Source organism: Microbulbifer litoralis (assembly GCF_023634065.1).
In the GTDB taxonomy this organism is placed as follows: domain Bacteria; phylum Pseudomonadota; class Gammaproteobacteria; order Pseudomonadales; family Cellvibrionaceae; genus Microbulbifer; species Microbulbifer litoralis.
Map to the genome: position 1 here is coordinate 396497 of NZ_JALKCV010000003.1, position 16647 is coordinate 413143.

16 protein-coding genes are annotated in these 16647 nt (G+C 63.2%); all 16 read left to right on the plus strand.

Annotated elements, in window-relative coordinates; all coding sequences use genetic code 11:
- On the plus strand, window positions 1-1662 hold the full coding sequence (gene yidC, locus MWN76_RS07475) for a membrane protein insertase YidC (protein ID WP_250460677.1): 1662 nt from the start codon (window positions 1-3) through the stop codon (window positions 1660-1662).
- A gap of 69 nt (window positions 1663-1731) precedes the next feature.
- On the plus strand, window positions 1732-3108 hold the full coding sequence (gene mnmE, locus MWN76_RS07480; protein WP_250460679.1) for a tRNA uridine-5-carboxymethylaminomethyl(34) synthesis GTPase MnmE: 1377 nt from the start codon (window positions 1732-1734) through the stop codon (window positions 3106-3108).
- A gap of 795 nt (window positions 3109-3903) precedes the next feature.
- A complete protein-coding gene (mnmG, locus tag MWN76_RS07485; RefSeq protein ID WP_250460681.1) occupies window positions 3904-5793 on the plus strand; it encodes a tRNA uridine-5-carboxymethylaminomethyl(34) synthesis enzyme MnmG in 1890 nt (629 codons plus the stop codon).
- Window positions 5794-5988: 195 nt separating this feature from the next.
- Window positions 5989-6618, plus strand: coding sequence for a 16S rRNA (guanine(527)-N(7))-methyltransferase RsmG (gene rsmG / locus MWN76_RS07490; protein WP_250460683.1), 630 nt, complete (start codon window positions 5989-5991; stop codon window positions 6616-6618).
- A 222-nt stretch (window positions 6619-6840) separates the two neighbouring features.
- Window positions 6841-7662, plus strand: coding sequence for a ParA family protein (locus tag MWN76_RS07495; RefSeq protein ID WP_250460685.1), 822 nt, complete (start codon window positions 6841-6843; stop codon window positions 7660-7662).
- 13 nt (window positions 7663-7675) lie between these two features.
- A complete protein-coding gene (locus tag MWN76_RS07500) occupies window positions 7676-8575 on the plus strand; it encodes a ParB/RepB/Spo0J family partition protein (protein ID WP_250460686.1) in 900 nt (299 codons plus the stop codon).
- A gap of 276 nt (window positions 8576-8851) precedes the next feature.
- Complete coding sequence (locus MWN76_RS07505; RefSeq protein ID WP_250460688.1) at window positions 8852-9199, plus strand: ATP synthase subunit I; 348 nt, start codon at window positions 8852-8854, stop codon at window positions 9197-9199.
- A gap of 96 nt (window positions 9200-9295) precedes the next feature.
- A complete protein-coding gene (atpB, locus tag MWN76_RS07510; protein WP_250460690.1) occupies window positions 9296-10222 on the plus strand; it encodes a F0F1 ATP synthase subunit A in 927 nt (308 codons plus the stop codon).
- A gap of 64 nt (window positions 10223-10286) precedes the next feature.
- Window positions 10287-10535 (plus strand): F0F1 ATP synthase subunit C, encoded by a 249-nt coding sequence (gene atpE / locus MWN76_RS07515; protein WP_067084854.1) that lies wholly within the window; start codon window positions 10287-10289, stop codon window positions 10533-10535.
- Between the two features lie 69 nt (window positions 10536-10604).
- The gene (locus MWN76_RS07520; protein ID WP_250460692.1) at window positions 10605-11075 is read left to right on the plus strand and encodes a F0F1 ATP synthase subunit B; all 471 of its coding nucleotides are present in this window, start codon (window positions 10605-10607) and stop codon (window positions 11073-11075) included.
- A gap of 12 nt (window positions 11076-11087) precedes the next feature.
- The gene (locus MWN76_RS07525; RefSeq protein WP_250460693.1) at window positions 11088-11624 is read left to right on the plus strand and encodes a F0F1 ATP synthase subunit delta; all 537 of its coding nucleotides are present in this window, start codon (window positions 11088-11090) and stop codon (window positions 11622-11624) included.
- Between the two features lie 112 nt (window positions 11625-11736).
- Window positions 11737-13281 (plus strand): F0F1 ATP synthase subunit alpha, encoded by a 1545-nt coding sequence (gene atpA / locus MWN76_RS07530; protein WP_250460694.1) that lies wholly within the window; start codon window positions 11737-11739, stop codon window positions 13279-13281.
- A 91-nt stretch (window positions 13282-13372) separates the two neighbouring features.
- Window positions 13373-14233 (plus strand): F0F1 ATP synthase subunit gamma, encoded by an 861-nt coding sequence (gene atpG, locus MWN76_RS07535; protein WP_250460695.1) that lies wholly within the window; start codon window positions 13373-13375, stop codon window positions 14231-14233.
- Between the two features lie 57 nt (window positions 14234-14290).
- On the plus strand, window positions 14291-15703 hold the full coding sequence (gene atpD, locus MWN76_RS07540) for a F0F1 ATP synthase subunit beta (protein ID WP_250460696.1): 1413 nt from the start codon (window positions 14291-14293) through the stop codon (window positions 15701-15703).
- Between the two features lie 97 nt (window positions 15704-15800).
- Window positions 15801-16220: a F0F1 ATP synthase subunit epsilon gene (locus tag MWN76_RS07545; RefSeq protein WP_250460697.1), complete on the plus strand. Its 420-nt coding sequence runs from the start codon at window positions 15801-15803 to the stop codon at window positions 16218-16220.
- 58 nt (window positions 16221-16278) lie between these two features.
- Window positions 16279-16647: hypothetical protein (locus MWN76_RS07550; protein ID WP_250460698.1), on the plus strand; the 369-nt coding region annotated here is incomplete at its 3' end.

Genomic DNA, 16647 nt, shown 5'->3' on the forward strand with positions numbered 1-16647 from the left:
ATGGATTGGCAACGCTACACACTGCTGGGCGGCATCGCCGCAGTCGTCCTGGCACTGATATTCCAGTGGAATGAATTCAAGGAGGAGCGCGCGCCGGCCGTCGACCGGGAGACCGTGGTCAGGGCTGAGGCCCCCACGCTGCCGGAGCAGCGGGAGACCGCCAGCAGCGACAGCGACGTCCCCCAGTTGCAGAGCGAGGCGACCCAACCCCGGGCGGATGACGATCAGCAGCGCCAGTTCATCAGCGTCACGACCGATGTCTTCGACCTGCTGATCGACCCCCGCGGCGGCGATATCGTCAAGGTGGCCCTGCGCGACTTCGACGAGGAGCTGAACACGCCGGATCGCCCGCTGATCCTGCTGAACCGCACCCAGCACCACACCTATATTGCCCAGAGTGGCCTGATCGGGCCCAACGGCACCGACAGCAACGCCGGCCGCCCGCTTTTCAGCAGCGCAGCGACCGAGTACGCCATGGTCGAGGGCAAGGACACCCTGACGGTGGATCTGACGCTGAAGCAGGACGGCGCCAATATCACCAAGCGCTACACCTTCAACCGCGGCGATCACCTGATCGGGGTCAGCTACCTGGTGGACAATACCAGCGACAGCGACTGGTCGGCGGCCATGTTCGGCCAAATCAAGCGCGACAGCCGCGAGCCGCCGGTGGATGTGGGCATCGGTGTCTCCCCGTTCCTGGGCGCCGCCATCCACACCGCCGAGGAAAACTACTTCAAACAGGATTTCGAGGAGATCGCCGAAAGCCCGACCCGCGAGACCATCGAGGGCGGCTGGGTGGCCATGGTGCAGCACTACTTCCTGAGTGCCTGGGTGCCGCCGCAGGACCAGCAGAACACCTTTGAGCTGCGCGAGCTGTCCAACGGCCTGTTCCGGATGGGTTTCACCTCGACGCCGCAGACCATCGCCGCCGGCACCCAGGGGGAGTTGAGCGCGTCCTTCTACGCCGGCCCCAAGGACGTCATACGCCTGGAGCACATCTCCCCGTACCTGGACCTGACCGTCGATTACGGCTGGCTCTGGTGGATCGCCAAACCACTGTTCCGCGTGCTGCACTTTATCCAGGAGCATATCGTCAGCAACTGGGGCTGGGCCATCGTGCTGCTGACGGTGTTTATCAAGGCGCTGCTGTTCCCGCTGTCCGCAGCCGGCCTGAAGTCCATGGCGCGCATGCGCAAGTTCGCGCCGCAGATGAAGAAACTGCAGGAGCAGTACAAGGGCAACCGCCAGAAGCTGGCGGAAGAGACGATGAAGCTCTACCGGCGGGAGAAGATCAACCCGATGGGCGGCTGCTTCCCGATCCTGCTGCAGATGCCGGTGTTCATCGCCCTCTACTGGATGCTGACGGAGACGGTGGAGCTGCGCCACGCCCCCTGGATCCTGTGGATCCACGACCTGTCGGCCAAGGATCCGTACTTTATCCTGCCGGTGCTGATGGGGCTGACCATGTGGTTCATGCAGCGACTCAACCCGCAGCCGACGGATCCGACCCAGGCGCGCATCATGCAACTGATGCCGGTGATGATGACCTTCTTCTTCCTGTGGTTCCCGGCCGGGCTGGTGCTCTACTGGCTGGCGAACAACATCATCTCCATCGCCCAGACCTGGTATATCAACAAGCAGGTGGAGGCCGGGAAGGTCTAGTGGGCCGCACAAGCAGACAGAGAAAGGGGCCGCAATAGCGGCCCCTTTGCGTTGGAGTAAACTCAAGCCATGACCCAGCAGAACCCCAGCAGAGACACCATCGTCGCCGTCGCCACCGCCCCCGGTCGCGGCGGTATCGGTGTGATCCGCCTGTCCGGGCCCGCGGCGCAGGCAATAGCCCGCGGCATCTGTGGCGATGCGGAACTGAAGCCCCGCCATGCCCACTACCGCAGCTTCCGCCACGGCGAACAGTTGGTGGACCGCGGCATCGCGCTGTTCTTCCCCGGCCCGAACTCCTTTACCGGCGAGGACGTGGTGGAACTGCAGGGCCACGGCGGCCCGGTGATTCTCGACCAGTTGCTGCAGGCCGCCATCGAGCTGGGCGCCCGGCAGGCGCGCCCGGGCGAGTTTTCCGAGCGCGCTTTCCTCAATGACAAGATCGACCTGGCCCAGGCAGAGGCCATCGCAGACCTGATCGAGGCCGGTAGCGAGCAGGCGGCGCGCAACGCCATGCAGTCACTGCAGGGGGTATTCTCCGAAAAAATCGAAGATTTAGTGGAAAACCTGACGCATCTGCGTATCTATGTCGAAGCATCGATCGATTTTCCCGAGGAAGAAATCGATTTTCTTGCCGACGGCAAGGTTTCGGCAGATATCGACGCCCTGCTGCGACAACTGGCCGGCGTCGAGCACCAGGCACGCCAGGGCAGCATCCTGCGCGAGGGCATGCGGGTCGCCATCGCCGGCCGGCCGAACGCCGGCAAGTCCAGCCTGCTCAATGCCCTGGCCGGCCGCGACGCCGCCATCGTCACCGACATCGCCGGCACCACACGGGATATCCTGCGCGAGCATATCCATATCGACGGACTGCCGCTGCAGTTCGCCGACACCGCCGGTTTGCGCGATTCGCCGGACCAGGTGGAACAGATCGGCATCCAGCGCGCCTGGGAAGAGATCCGCGGCGCCGACCGGGTGTTACTGGTGGTGGATGCAGAGCAGATACAGGCGCTGGACCCGGAAACCGCCTGGCCGGAGTTCACTGCGCAACTGCCGGACACGGAAAAGCTGACCCTGGTACTGAACAAGATCGACCTGACCGACTACAGCGCCGGCCTGCAGGCGCACACCGACGGCGTGCCGGTAATCGCCATCAGCGCCAGGACCGGCGCCGGGCTGGAGGCCCTGAAGGAACACCTGAAACAGTGCATGGGCTACAGCGGCGGCGCCGAAGGAAATTTCAGTGCCCGCCGACGCCACCTGGAGTCGCTGGCCCGCGCCCGCGCCTTTATCGAACAGGGCGCGAGCCAGCTGCACGAGGCCGGCGCCGGTGAGTTGCTGGCCGAAGACCTGCGCCTGGCCCAGCAGGCCCTGGGGGAAATCACCGGCGAAGTGACCGCAGACGAACTGCTGGGAAAAATCTTCGGCAGCTTCTGTATCGGCAAGTAACCCGCCACTGATTCCCCTCTCCTCCTACGCCCTATCCTCCCTCTTCCATCCATCCGCGGAGGCATCTCCCGATGCCTCCGCCGGGTCCGGTCCCCACAGCAACTGCCCCAAATACGCCGATAACGAAAAGTCATTCGGTCCGGCAGCAACGCCGGCAAGGCGTGCTCTGGCGGAAAAATTACCCACAGTGACGTACTTTTCCACCGGAAGTACCGACTCCCCCACGAGAAGAACACAAAAGTTGCCCACATACACCCACAGGGTTATCCAGAACTATACAGTTATGCACAGGGCGCCCCCATAGTGTTGAGCCTCTCCCACACACGATCAGAGAGCCGGCATCGGGTTGTGGGCAAACCAGTGGGTAAGCGGACGGACAATTGGCGAGTGATATGGGTATAACCGCGCCCGCGATGCGGGGCCTGCAGAGTTATCCCGTCGGTCCACAGCACCGTACCGCGGTTACCCCGCCTCAAAGGCAGGGGTTGCACGCAGGGTTACACATTCCATAAAGCATTGATTTAAAAGGATTTTATGTATTTATACCGGTTTGAGGGGTCCCCTAATAATTACAACAACAACAAACCACTACTCATACAAGATATGTATAACTTCTTTTTACTTGGTAAGAAGAAACGGAACACTCGATTGCTGGAAAGATCCGCCCTTGCCTGAACGGTGACTTGTCAGTTCCACTCCGGGGACATTCCTGCAACCGACAACAATCAGTGTTTGCTGTATCCACCGGGCTGGCTATAAAATATGCGCCCATTTTTATCCCCAGCGGCGACAGCTATGGATTACCCGAAAAACTACGACGTCATCGTGATCGGCGGCGGCCACGCGGGCACCGAGGCCGCACTCGCCGCTGCGCGTATGGGATCCACGACCCTGCTGCTGACCCACAACATCGAGACGCTGGGGCAGATGTCCTGCAACCCGGCCATCGGGGGCATCGGCAAGAGCCACCTGGTCAAGGAAGTGGACGCCCTCGGCGGCGCCATGGCCGAAGCCACAGACCTGGGCGGTATCCAGTTCCGCGTCCTGAACGCCCGCAAGGGCCCGGCGGTACGCGCCACCCGCGCCCAGGCCGACCGCGCCCTGTACCGGGCCGCGATCCGCGCAACGCTCGAACGCCAGCAGAACCTCGAGATTTTCCAGCAGGCCGCCGACGACCTGATCGTCGAGGGCGAGGCAGTCACCGGCGTGGTGACCAACGCCGGGGTACGTTTCCGCGGCAAGACCGTTGTGATTACCGCCGGCACCTTCCTCGGCGGCAAGATCCATATCGGCCTCGACAGCCATTCCGGCGGCCGCGCCGGCGATCCCCCCGCCATCGCCCTGGCCCGACGGCTGCGCGAGCTGCCGTTCCGCGTGGAGCGCCTGAAAACCGGCACGCCACCGCGCATCGATGCGCGCTCTGTGGATTTCTCCGGGCTCGAGGAGCAGTGGGGCGACACGCCCACGCCGGTGATGTCCTATCTCGGCCGCCGCGAGCAGCACCCGCGCCAGGCCTGCTGCTGGATCACCCACACCAACTCCGGCACCCACGGCATCATTCGCGGCGGCCTGGACCGCTCGCCGATGTTTTCCGGTGATATCGAGGGTGTGGGCCCGCGCTACTGCCCGTCCATCGAGGACAAGGTGCACCGCTTCGCCGACAAGGACAGCCACCAGATCTTTGTCGAGCCGGAGGGGCTGACCACCAACGAGCTCTACCCCAACGGTATCTCCACCAGCCTGCCGTTCGACGTGCAGATCCAGCTGGTGCACTCGATCAAGGGCTTCGAAAATGCCCATATCACCCGGCCCGGCTACGCCATCGAGTACGACTTCTTCGATCCCCGCGACCTGTTGCCGTCGCTGGAGACCAAGTTCATCCACGGCCTCTACTTCGCCGGCCAGATCAACGGCACCACCGGCTACGAGGAGGCCGCCGCCCAGGGCCTGCTGGCCGGCGCCAACGCCGCCCTGCGCGCGCAGGAACGCGAAGTCTGGTGCCCGCGCCGCGACCAGGCCTACCTGGGCGTGCTGGTGGACGACCTGATCACCAGCGGCACCAGGGAGCCCTACCGCATGTTCACCAGCCGCGCCGAGTACCGTCTGCTGCTGCGGGAGGACAACGCCGACCTGCGCCTGACCGAGGTCGGCCGCGAGTTGGGGCTGGTGTCCGACGCGCGCTGGGCCGCCTTCAGCGAAAAGCGCGAGGCCATCGTCCGCGAGGAGCAGCGCCTGCGCGAAACCTTCGTGCACCCCAAAACCCCGCAGGCGGCCGCGGTGGAGGCCAAGCTGCCGCAGCCGCTGGCGCACGAATACAGCGCCATGGAGCTGCTGCGCCGCCCGGAGCTGAAATATGCCGATGTGGCGCCCCTGAAGGGCGAGGCCGTCAGCGACGAGCGGGTTGCCGAACAGGTGGAGATCTCCGCCAAGTACGCCGGCTATATCGACCGCCAGCGCGACGAAATCGAGCGGCTGCGAGCCTACGAGGACACGCCGATTCCCGTGGACTTCGACTACAGCGATGTCTCCGGGCTGTCGAGTGAGGTGAAACAGAAGCTCGGAGAGACCCGCCCGGACACCCTGGCCCGCGCCTCGCGGATTCCCGGCGTCACGCCGGCGGCGGTGTCGCTGCTGCTGATCCAGTTGAAAAAGCGCGGCCTGCTGACCCGCAAAAAGGCCGTTTAATTCAGGTTTCGGGGGTTGGCTCCGGCTTGTGCCGCCTGTGAGTGCCTCGAACTCCGAAACTTGAGCGTTTAATTTGTTGTGAGTATGTGGGAGCCTGCCCCGCAGGCGAAATGCCTTGGCCCGGGGAGCAATCGCCCGCGGGGCAGGCTCCCACAAGCGCACCGCCAACCGGGGGATCCCACAATTTCTCTGCAGATGGAACAATTCCGCCCGCGCCTGCTCGAGGCCGCGGCACAGCTGTCAGTCGAATTGAATAGCCGCCAGCAGGACCTGTTGCTGGAGTACCTGGCGATGTTTGCGCGCTGGAACGCCGCCTACAACCTGTCGGCGGTGCGCGACCCGGCGCAGATGCTGGAGCGCCATATCGTCGACAGCCTGAGCGTGGTGAATCTCTGCGGAGACGGCCCGCTGGTCGACGTCGGCAGCGGCGGCGGCCTGCCCGGGATTCCGCTGGCGATTGTGCGCCCGGAGCGACCCGTGACGCTGCTCGACAGCAATGGCAAGAAGACCCGCTTCCTGTTCCAGGTGGCCACTACCCTGCCGCTGCCCAATGTCACCGTAGTCAACGAGCGCGTGGAGGCCTTCCGGCCCCCGTCGGGCTTCGCCTCGGTGGTCTCCAGGGCCTTCGCCTCGATCGCCGACATGGTGTCTGGAAGTGAGCACTTGCTAGCGCCTGGTGGCAACTACTACGCGATGAAGGGTAAACTACCGGAAGATGAGTTGAGCGCACTCCCAAAAGGGATTAAGGTCGAGCGGGTGCACCCCCTGTCGGTACCGGGTTGCGACGCGGATCGCCACCTTATCGTTCTCGGTCGCGAGGCCTGACCTCCGTCGGCCGGCGCGACAACCTGGCGACAATCCCGCTATCAATAAGATCATTTTCGCGCCCGCGTGTGTCCCGCGCGGGCTGCAATCTTTCCGAGACCTGCGCACTCCCGGTCGAGGGGCTCGATCCAGGAGCGGAGTGCCTGTTGATGCCGGCGTTTTTGCGGCGAGCCCGATTGGTGTCCGGGAGAGTGCTTATCGGGAAAACAAAGGACAAGAACCTTGAGCAAGATATTCGCTGTGGCCAACCAGAAAGGCGGGGTGGGCAAAACCACGACCTGCGTCAATCTGGCCGCCTCCCTGGTCGCCAGTAAGCGCCGGGTACTGCTGATCGATCTCGATCCCCAGGGCAATGCCACCATGGGCAGCGGCATCGACAAGAGCGAGTTGCAGCTGTCGAGCTACGATGTGCTCGCCAGCGAGATGCCGCCGCGCAAGGCTATTGTCGCCGCGCCCAGCGGCTACGACCTGATGCCCGCCAATGGTGACCTGTCCGCGGCGGAAGTCGAGCTGCTGGAGATGGATGGCCGCGAGTCGCGCCTGCGCCGCGCCCTGCGGGATATCACGGAAGACTACGACTACATCGTCGTCGACTGCCCGCCCTCCCTGAACATGCTCACCGTCAATGCCCTGTGCGCCGCCCACGGCGTGCTGATCCCCATGCAGTGCGAATACTACGCGCTGGAGGGGCTGTCGGCGCTGATCGACACCATCACCCAGATCCAGCGCGCCGCCAATCCGGAGCTGCGGATCGAGGGCATATTGCGCACCATGTACGACCCGCGCAACAGCCTCACCAGCGACGTCTCCGAGCAATTGTCCGAATACTTTGGCGAGCGCCTCTACCGCACCTGCATCCCGCGCAATGTACGCCTGGCCGAGGCGCCGAGTTTTGGCCAGCCGGCGCTGGATTACGATCGCCACTCCAAGGGCGCCATCGCCTACCTGGCGCTGGCCGGCGAGATGACCCGCCGTCACGCCGCCAACCCCAATTCCAGTAACCACGGTCCAAACCAGAGTCGCCCGGTGGCGGAAGCGGTTTAAGAGGTAACGAGTTATGGCCGGCAAACGCAAGGCCCTGGGCAAGAACTTGTCCCACCTGATCGGCGACAACGCCAGTGAAGCGATCGCCGTCGCCACCGGCGATGGCAGCACCGAGTCCGTCGACGGCGAGCTGCGCCAGTTGCCGATCGAGTTCCTGCAGCGGGGCCGCTACCAGCCGCGCCGCGATTTCCCGCAGGAATCCCTGCAGGAGCTGGCCGACTCCATCCGCGCCCAGGGCATCATGCAGCCGATCGTGGTGCGCCCGATCGGCGAGCACAAATACGAGATTATCGCCGGCGAACGCCGCTGGCGCGCCGCACAGCTGGCGGAGCTGGACCGGGTGCCGTCGCTGGTGCGCGAGGTGTCCGACGAAGCGGCCATCGCCATGGCGCTGATCGAGAATATCCAGCGCGAGGACCTGAATCCGGTGGAGGAAGCCACCGCGCTGAAGCGGCTGCAGGACGAATTCCAGCTGACCCAGGCGGAAGTGGCCGAGGCAGTGGGCAAGTCCCGCACCGCGGTGACCAACCTGCTGCGCCTGCTCAGCCTGACGCCGGAGGTGCGCACTTTCCTCGAGCGCGGCGACCTCGAGACCGGCCACGCCAAGGCCCTGCTCGGTCTCGGCGGCGAGGCCCAGCGCGCCGCGGCGCGGCAGGTGGTGGAGCGCGGCCTGACCGTGCGCCAGACCGAGACCCTGGTGCGCCGCCTGCAGCAGCAGGCGGAAAACCCGGCACCCGCGAAGCCGAAGGAAGATCCCAATATCCGCCGCCTGAGCGACAGGCTGTCGGAAAAGGTCGGCGTGCCGGTAACCATCGATTACAACGACAGGGGCGTGGGCAAACTGGTGTTGCGCTACAGCAGCCTCGACGAGCTGGACGGAATCCTCGCCCACCTGGGTTATAGCGAGGACTGATACGGGGGGTGGCTGGGGCCGGGAGCGACAGAAGAATAAAAAGTGTCGCCCTGTTTTGGCGCACAAGGCCGTTGTGAGTGACCGCTCACTGATTGGCCGAATCGCTCCGAAAAAACCTCGAAAATTAAGTAACTTGGCGATATTTGCCGGTTGAACCTGCGCTGCGCTTGCTCCTATAATTCGCACGCCCAAAATTTGGGCGGACAGCGCGCTAAACCTGCATGATCAGGTCTGAGTAAACAGGGTCGGCCAACCCCGCCTATGAGCAAACCCCCGGTGTTAGTAATTGCCGCGGTACAGCTGCTGCTGGTATCGCTCGCCGGTGCAGGTCTGCATTTTTACGGCGAGCGGGTGACCGCGCTGTCCGTATTGATCGGCGGCGCCCTGTGTGCGCTGCCCAATGCATATTTCGGCCTGCGCGCCTTCCGCGAAAGCGGCGCGCGCGCGGCCAGCCGGGTGGTGGAGAACTTCTACCGCGGGGAGACGGGCAAGTTCGTGCTCTCCCTGGCGGGCTTTGCGGCGGTATTCGCGCTGGTCCGCCCGCTGAACCCGGCGGCACTGTTTATCAGCTACGGCCTCTGTGTAATCGTGCAGTGGGTCCTGGCTGCGCGACTGCTGCGTTGATGGCTTCCGTATAGATAGAAGCCCGCGAGCTGAAAGTAAAGCTCCGCAGACCGGCGCGAGGAAAAGAATTCAAACTTTTACGATTGTCGAGGAACTATGGCAGGCGAAGCTCAAACCGCTACGGATTATATCCAACACCACCTGCAGAACATGGCGTACGGCAAGCTGCCGGCCGGCTACACCCGCGCCGACGGCACCGTGCTGTCAGAGCCCACGTGGACCATGGCGCACTCCGCCCAGGAGGCGGCCGACATGGGCTTCTGGGCCGTGCACCTGGACACCCTGGGCTGGTCCATTGGCCTGGGCCTGGTGTTCTGCCTGCTGTTCGCCAGCGCCGCCAAGAAGGCCACCGCGGGCGTGCCGAAAGGGCTGCAGAGCTTCGTCGAGATGGTGGTCGACTTTATCGACAAGCTGGTCAAGGAGACCTTCCCGCACCGCAACAGCATGGTCGCGCCCATGGCGCTGACCATCTTCGTGTGGGTCTTCCTGATGAACCTGATGGACCTGATACCGGTCGACTGGCTGCCGATGGCCGCCGCCAAGGCAGCCGGCAACGACCACCTGTTCTTCAAGGTCGTGCCCACCACGGACCTGAACGCCACCCTGGGGATGGCGCTGGCAGTCTTCCTGCTGATGATCTTCTTCAGTATCAAGGAAAAGGGCCCCATCGGCTTCGCCAAGGAGCTGACACTGCACCCCTTCCACTCCGGCAAGTGGTTTATCGATATTTTCCTGATTCCGTTCAACTTCCTGCTGGAAGCGGTTTCCCTGCTGGCCAAGCCGGTTTCCCTCGGCCTGCGTCTGTTCGGCAACCTCTACGCGGGCGAGATGATCTTTATCCTGATCGCCATCGTGTTCGGCGTGGGCGTGCTCGGCTTTATCGGCGCGGGCCTGCTGCAGATGGGCTGGGCCATCTTCCACATCCTGGTCATCACGCTGCAGGCCTTCGTGTTCATGGTGCTGACCACCGTCTACATGGCCATGGCCCACGACCGGGAAGATGAACACGCGAACGATCACTGATTTTTGACAGTTAACCCTTTACGCAACCTTTAAAACAACTCTTAACCTTTAAATGGAGAACACAATGGAAGCACTTGGTCTGGTTTACATCGCGAGCGCACTGCTGATCGGTCTGGGCGCACTGGGTACCGCAATCGGTTTCGGCACCCTGGGCGGCAAACTGCTGGAAGGCTCCGCGCGCCAGCCTGAACAGGCGCCGGCGCTGCAGGGCAAAATGTTCCTGATGGCGGGCCTGCTGGACGCCGTACCGATGATCGGTGTGGGTATCGCCATGTACCTGATCTTCGCCGTTGCGCCCGGCCTGGCAGGTTGATTTCACCGCTTGATTGCCCTTAAACCCCCCGTTCTTTTCATAAAGAACTAAAGAGCAAGAGGTGTCGGTGTGAATATCAACCTGACTCTAATCGGCCAGTCGATCACGTTCCTGGCCTTCGTGTGGTTCTGCTGGAAGTTTGTCTGGCCGCCGCTCCTCGGCATCATGCAGGAGCGCGAGCAGAAGATCGCCACCGGTCTCGAAGAGGCCGAGCGCGCGGGCAAAGACCTGGAGCTGGCGCAGCGCAAAGCCGCTGACCAGTTGAAGGAAGCCAAAGAGCAGGCCGCGGAAATCATCGATGGCGCCAACAAGCGCGCCAATCAGATCGTCGACGAGGCCAAACAGGCCGCGCACGCCGAGGGCGACCGCCTGAAGGCGGCGGCCCAGGCCGAGATCGACCAGGAAGTGAACCGTGCCAAGGAACAGCTGCGCTCGCGCGTTGCAGCGCTGTCTGTCGCCGGAGCGGAGAAGATCCTGTCGGTCAATATCGACGCCAAGGCGCACGACGACCTGATCGAGAAACTGGCAGCCGAGCTGTAAGCGAGGAACCCCATGGCGGAACTCAGCACACTGGCCCGGCCCTACGCCAAAGCGGCATTCAGCTACGCGCAGCAGGCCTCCGACCTCTCCGGTTGGAGCGCTGCGCTGGCCACGGCGGCGGCGGTCAGCCAGAGCGAAAAAGTGCGTGAGCTGCTGGAAAACCCACAGCTCACCAGCGACCAGCGCGCAGATAAATTCCTGTCGATCTGTGCGGACGACCTCAGCGATTCCGGCAAGAACTTTATCCGGCTGCTGGCGGAAAACCACCGCCTGGCCCTGCTGCCGGAAATTTCCGAATTGTTCGAAGCGCTGAAAGCCCAGGCGGAAGCCACCCTGGAGGTGGAAGTCGTATCCGCGCGCGCCCTCAGCGACGCGCAGGCACAGCAGTTGACCGAGAAACTCAGCGGGAAGTTTGCGCGGGAGGTGCACCTGCACAGTTCCGTGGATGAGAGCCTGCTGGGCGGCGCCATCGTGCGCGCCGGCGATACGGTCATCGACGGTACGGTGCGCGGGCGATTGGCAAAACTCGCCGAGGCGATGAACTCCTAGGAGATTGGTTGTCGCAGGGGCCTGCACGCAGGCCATCAGTCAGGCCTTCGCGGCCCCTGCAGCAATCTCCGTATTGAAATTCCTAAGTGTTTAGGAACTTGAGGAACAGAGCATGCAGCAACTGAATCCCTCTGAGATCAGTGAAATCATCAAGAGCCGCATCGACAATCTCGATGTGAGCACTGAAGCCCAGAACGAGGGCACCATCGTTTCCGTATCGGACGGCATCATCCGCATCCACGGCCTGGCCGATGTGATGTTCGGCGAGATGATCGAGTTCGACGGCGGCGTTTACGGGATGGCCCTGAACCTGGAGCGCGACTCCGTCGGCGCCATCGTACTGGGCGATTACAAATCCCTGGCCGAAGGCCAGAAGTGCCGCTGTACCGGCCGCATTCTGGAGACCCCGGTGGGTCCGGAACTGCTGGGCCGCGTGGTGGACGCGCTGGGCAACCCGATCGACGGCAAGGGTCCGCTGAATACCAAGCTGACCGATGCCGTGGAAAAAGTAGCCCCCGGCGTTATCGCCCGGGAAGGTGTGGACCAACCGGTTCAGACCGGCCTGAAAGCCGTCGACACCATGATCCCGATCGGTCGCGGCCAGCGCGAGCTGATCATCGGCGACCGCCAGATCGGCAAGACCGCGGTGGCGATCGACACCATCATCAACCAGAAAGATTCCGGCATTAAGTGTGTCTACGTCGCGATCGGTCAGAAGCAGTCGTCCATCGCCAACGTGGTGCGTAAGCTGGAAGAGCACGGCGCCATGGACCACACCATCGTGGTCGCCGCCGGTGCCGCCGACCCGGCCGCCATGCAGTACCTGTCGGCCTACGTCGGCTGCACCATGGGCGAGTACTTCCGCGACCGCGGTGAAGATGCGCTGATCATCTACGACGACCTGACCAAGCAGGCCTGGGCCTACCGCCAGATCTCCCTGCTGCTGAAGCGCCCGCCGGGCCGCGAAGCCTACCCGGGTGACGTCTTCTACCTGCACTCGCGCCTGCTGGAGCGCGCCGCGCGCGTCAACGCCGACTACGTCGAGAAGTTCACCAACGGCGAAGTGAAAGGCAAGACCGGCTCCCTGACCGCGCTGCCGATCATCGAGACCCAGGCCGGCGACGTGTCCGCGTTCGTACCGACCAACGTGATCTCCATTACCGACGGCCAGATCTTCCTCGAGACCGACCTGTTCAACGCCGGCGTGCGCCCGGCCATCAACCCGGGCATCTCCGTATCCCGTGTGGGTGGTTCCGCGCAGACCAAGGTGATCAAGAAGCTGTCCGGTGGTATCCGTACCGCGCTGGCCCAGTACCGCGAACTGGCGGCCTTCTCCCAGTTTGCGTCCGACCTGGACGAGGCCACCAAGGCGCAGCTGGACCACGGCGAGCGCGTGACCGAGCTGATGAAGCAGAAGCAGTACTCGCCGATGTCCATCGCCGAGATGGCCGTGTCCGTCTACGCCGCCGACAAGGGTTACCTGAACGACGTGCCCGTGGACAAGGTGCTGGACTTCGAATCCGCCCTGCTCGCCTACATGAACAGCGAACACGCAGAGCTGATGGAAAAAGTGAACAGCACCGGCAGCTACAACGACGAAATCGACGGCGCCTTCAAGGCCGCAATCGAGAAATTCGTCGCCACCGGCAGCTGGTAAGAGTCTTCCTGAAAACCTGGAATTTGCGTGGGAGCCTGCCCTGCAGGGCAGGCTCCCACAGCGAAATATCCAGCGAACAAGGTAAATCACTATGGCAGGCGGAAAAGAAGTACGCACAAAAATTGCCAGCATCAAGAGCACGCAGAAGATCACCTCGGCCATGGAAATGGTCGCGGCGAGCAAGATGCGCAAGGCTCAGGATCGCATGGCACTGGGGCGTCCCTACGCCCAGCGCATACGCGCGGTGATCGGCCATGTCGCCAACGCCTCGGCCGAATACCAGCATATCTACCTGCAGGAGCGCGAAGCCAAGCGCGTCGGCTACATCCTGGTATCCACCGACCGCGGCCTCTGTGGCGGCCTGAACGTGAACATGTTCAAGGCGGCCATCCGCGATATGCACGCCTGGTCCGACAAAGGCGTCGATGTGGAAATCTGCGCGGTCGGCAACAAGGCGGCCAGCTTCTTCAAGGCCATCGGCGGCAAGGTTGTGGCCGCGCTGCGCGATGTCGGCGACCAGCCGCAGGCCAACCAGCTGGTGGGCTCGGTCAAGGTCATGATGGACCGCTACGCCGAGGGCGAAATCGATCGCCTGTTCCTGGTGTCGAATGAGTTCGTCAACACCATGTCGCAGAAGCCGCGCGTCGAGCAGCTGTTGCCGCTGCCGAAAGACGAGGACGACGCGCTCAAGCACGACTGGGACTACCTCTACGAGCCGGAGCCGGTGGAACTGCTGGACGGGCTGCTGGCGCGCTATATCGAATCCCAGGTGTACCAGGCGGTGGTCGAGAACAAGGCCTGCGAGCAGGCCGCGCGCATGATCGCGATGAAGAGCGCCACCGACAACGCCGGTGAGCTGATCGACGACCTGCAGCTGCTTTACAACAAGGCGCGCCAGGCAGCCATCACCCAGGAGCTGTCTGAGATTGTCGGCGGCGCCGCCGCGGTATAACGCCCCCTGCGGGCGAATACGCGGCCGAAGAAAGATTTGAAAATCGAGGATCCGGAAATGAGTAACGGACAAATTGTGCAAGTGATCGGCGCGGTCATCGACGTGGAATTTCCGCGCGATTCCGTCCCGAATGTTTACGACGCACTGCAGGTAGAGGACAAGAACCTCACCCTGGAAGTGCAGCAGCAGCTGGGTGACGGCGTCGTGCGCGCCATCGCCATGGGCTCCTCCGAGGGCATCTCCCGCGGCCTGGCAGTGAAGAACACCGGTGCGCCGGTGTCCGTGCCGGTGGGTACCGATACCCTGGGCCGCATCATGGACGTGCTGGGCAACCCGATCGACGAGCTGGGCCCCATCGGCGGCGAGGGTGCCGAAGTCGAGCGCGCCTCCATCCACCGCGAGCCGCCCAGCTACGAAGAGCAGTCCAGCTCCACCGAACTGCTGGAGACCGGCATCAAGGTGATCGACCTGGTCTGCCCCTTCGCCAAAGGCGGTAAAGTCGGCCTGTTCGGCGGCGCCGGCGTGGGCAAGACCGTGAACATGATGGAACTGATCAACAACATCGCCACCGAGCACAGCGGCCTGTCCGTCTTCGCCGGTGTCGGTGAGCGTACCCGGGAAGGCAACGACTTCTACTACGAGATGCAGGAAGCCGACGTGGTCAACGTCGAGGACTTCAGCAAATCGAAAGTGGCGATGGTCTACGGCCAGATGAATGAGCCGCCGGGCAACCGCCTGCGCGTGGCCCTGACCGGCCTGACCATGGCGGAGAAATTCCGCGACGAAGGCCGCGACGTACTGCTGTTCGTCGACAACATCTACCGTTACACCCTGGCCGGTACCGAAGTATCCGCCCTGCTCGGCCGTATGCCGTCCGCGGTGGGTTACCAGCCGACCCTGGCGGAAGAGATGGGCGTGTTGCAGGAGCGTATTACCTCCACCAAGACCGGCTCCATCACCTCCATCCAGGCGGTCTACGTACCGGCGGACGACCTCACCGACCCGTCTCCGGCCACCACCTTCGCCCACCTGGACTCCACCGTGACCCTGAGCCGCGATATTGCCTCCAAGGGCATCTACCCGGCCGTGGACCCGCTGGATTCCACCTCGCGCCAGCTGGACCCGCTGGTGATCGGCCAGGAACACTACGAAGTGGCCCGCGGCGTGCAGTCCGTACTGCAGCGCTACAAGGAACTGAAGGACATCATCGCCATCCTGGGGATGGACGAGCTGTCTGAGGAAGACAAGCAGACAGTGGCCCGCGCCCGTAAGATCGAGCGCTTCCTGTCCCAGCCCTTCCACGTGGCGGAAGTCTTTACCGGCGCGCCGGGCAAGTACGTGTCCCTGAAGGAAACCATTCGCGGCTTCCAGGGCATTCTCGACGGCGACTACGACGACCTGCCGGAGCAGGCGTTCTACATGGTCGGCACCATCGACGAAGCGGTCGAGAAAGCCAACAAGGCCAAGTAACACCGGAAAAGAGAAGCGCTGAATTCCCGCCGCGCGCCCGAAAAATGGCCCCGCGGCGGAAATTCTTCCGGCAAACTGCAGAGAATGAGGTAGCCTTATGGCTATGACTGTACATTGCGACATCGTAAGCGCCGAGGAATCCCTCTTCTCCGGACTGGTGGAGATGGTGATCGTCACCGGCGTCGAGGGGGAGCTGGGCATCTCCTACGGCCACGCACAGCTGCTCACCGCGCTGAAGCCGGGCCCCGCGCGCATCATCAAGCAGGGCGGTGAAGAGGAAGTACTGTTCCTGAGCGGCGGCTACGCCGAGGTGCAGCCCAACAGCATCACCATCCTCGCCGATGTGGCCGAGCGCGAAATCGACGAAGAGTCCGCGCAGAAGGCCCGCGAGGAAGCGGCCCACGCACTGCACAGGGCGCCGTCTGAAATCGACTACGCCCGCGTCTCCGCGCAACTGGCCGAAGCCGAAGCGCGCCTGCGCACCCTGCAGGCGATCCGCAGGGCGGCCGGCAAATAAACCCGGGAGCGCCGAGCTCCAGCTCGGCTTGTGGGCCGGGCCCACCCTGGGAGCCTGCTTGCAGGCGATCAAAAAAAGCAGCTTCGGCTGCTTTTTTTGTGCCCTGCCCATTCACGGGAAGCATGAGCATGATCCTGCGAACGATACCGGTTATGTTTTCAACCCGCTTACAGAGTTGGACAGGAGCGGTAATCAACTGCTTGTCGAAAACTTCAAGGACCGGGAAAATGAAGAGCAGCCACTCACTGTGGAATTGCTTGCTATCGATCTGGAAACCGGCAACCGGGAATCTCTGCTGAGCTGGAAGCAGAGGAAGAACGAGCGAATGGTTGTGGTGCCGGTCATTGATAACCACACCGAGGCAGTTTACCTGAACCAGCCAAACCTGGGCATGGCCATCTTCGATCCGGATTCCCATCAATATCTG